Here is a 1,312-nt window from a genome sequence, read left to right on the forward strand (position 1 = left end):
CGCCGTCAGCGTGATGCTGACGGCGGCCCCGGCCGCGGCGCACAGCTATGCGGCGACGGTCTTCGCCGATGTGTCCGAACCCGAGCGCGGCGTCGTGCGCACCGTGCTCGACATCGAGTACGTCCTGCTCGCCACCGACGGAGCGCGGGCGATGGGCGACACGGCCTTCGAGCAGGAGGCCTACGCCGACGTGCAGGCGAGCGGCCGGGATCCGGAGAAGCTCACGCCCGCGGTGCTCGACGACCATGCCGACTCCGTCGAGGGATACGTGCTGCCTCGGTTCTCGGTGAGCGTGGCGCAGGACGGGGAGCCGTCGCAGGCGTGCCCCAACGCGGTGGTGGCGCCCTACGAGATCGTCATCCGGGACGGCGTGCCGCATGCGCGCCTGGTGATCGAAGCCGACTGCACGGCGCAGGTCGAGGCGATGCCCGTGCCGTATCGGATCACGACCGAGCTGTTCCCCGGAACGGCTCCCGGGGGCATGACGACGACGATCGTCGACTACGACGTGCGTTCGGGCGCGGGTGTGGCCAGTCTCGACACCGACACGAACCCCTCGATGGTCACCACGACCGACTGGGGCTCTCGGATGGGTGAGTTCCTTGTGCTGGGGGCGGAGCATCTGCTGCTCGGCCCCGACCACCTGCTGTTCCTGCTGGCGCTGATCATCGGATCTCGCCGGCTCAGGGACATCGTGCTGGCGGCGACGGCGTTCACGGTCGCGCACTCGGCGACCTTCATCCTCGCCGCATTGGGCGTGGTGAGCATCCCCGCGTGGATCGTCGAGGCGGCCATCGCCCTGTCGATCGCCGTCGTCGCGCTCTGGGAGATGCGACGGTTCCGGCGTGCCAGGCTGGCGGATGCGATGGCGGCGGAGGGGACGCTTCGGCCTCTTTCCGGGAAGCCCCAGGGTCCTCTCGACGAGCAGCCGCTCGTCGGGGGCGGCGGGAACGCTGTCGCTGTGCGTGAGCGGATCCTCGCGGCGTCGGCATCCGCACCGGTGGTCGACGGCTTCACCCGAGGGGATCTGCTGCGTATCGGCGTGGTCTTCGCCTTCGGGCTGATGCACGGCGTGGGCTTCGCCGGAGCGCTGGGAATCGACGAGCCGTTCTCGTGGGATCTGCTCGGGGCGCTCCTCGTCTTCAACGTGGGCATCGAGCTGGCGCAGCTTCTGGTGATCGCGGTGGTGTTCCCGCTGTTCGTGCTGCTGCGGCGGCGGCTGCCCTCGGCGGGATTCTGGATCGCCGCGGTCGTCGCCGCCGTCGGGCTGTTCTGGTTCGTCGAGAGGCTGATCGCCGGAGCCTGACCGGAG

The 1,312-nt window shown here is 70.1% G+C and carries 1 protein-coding gene; it reads left to right on the forward strand.

The features are described from left to right. Positions 1 to 1,306, forward strand: a 1,306-nt coding sequence (locus tag KZA10_RS15500) for a HupE/UreJ family protein (RefSeq protein WP_256934945.1), incomplete at its 5' end; no start/stop codon positions are given. Positions 1,307 to 1,312 lie beyond the last annotated feature (6 nt).

The sequence above is a fragment of the Microbacterium sp. BF1 genome (assembly GCF_019279095.1).
Lineage (GTDB): Bacteria > Actinomycetota > Actinomycetes > Actinomycetales > Microbacteriaceae > Microbacterium > Microbacterium maritypicum.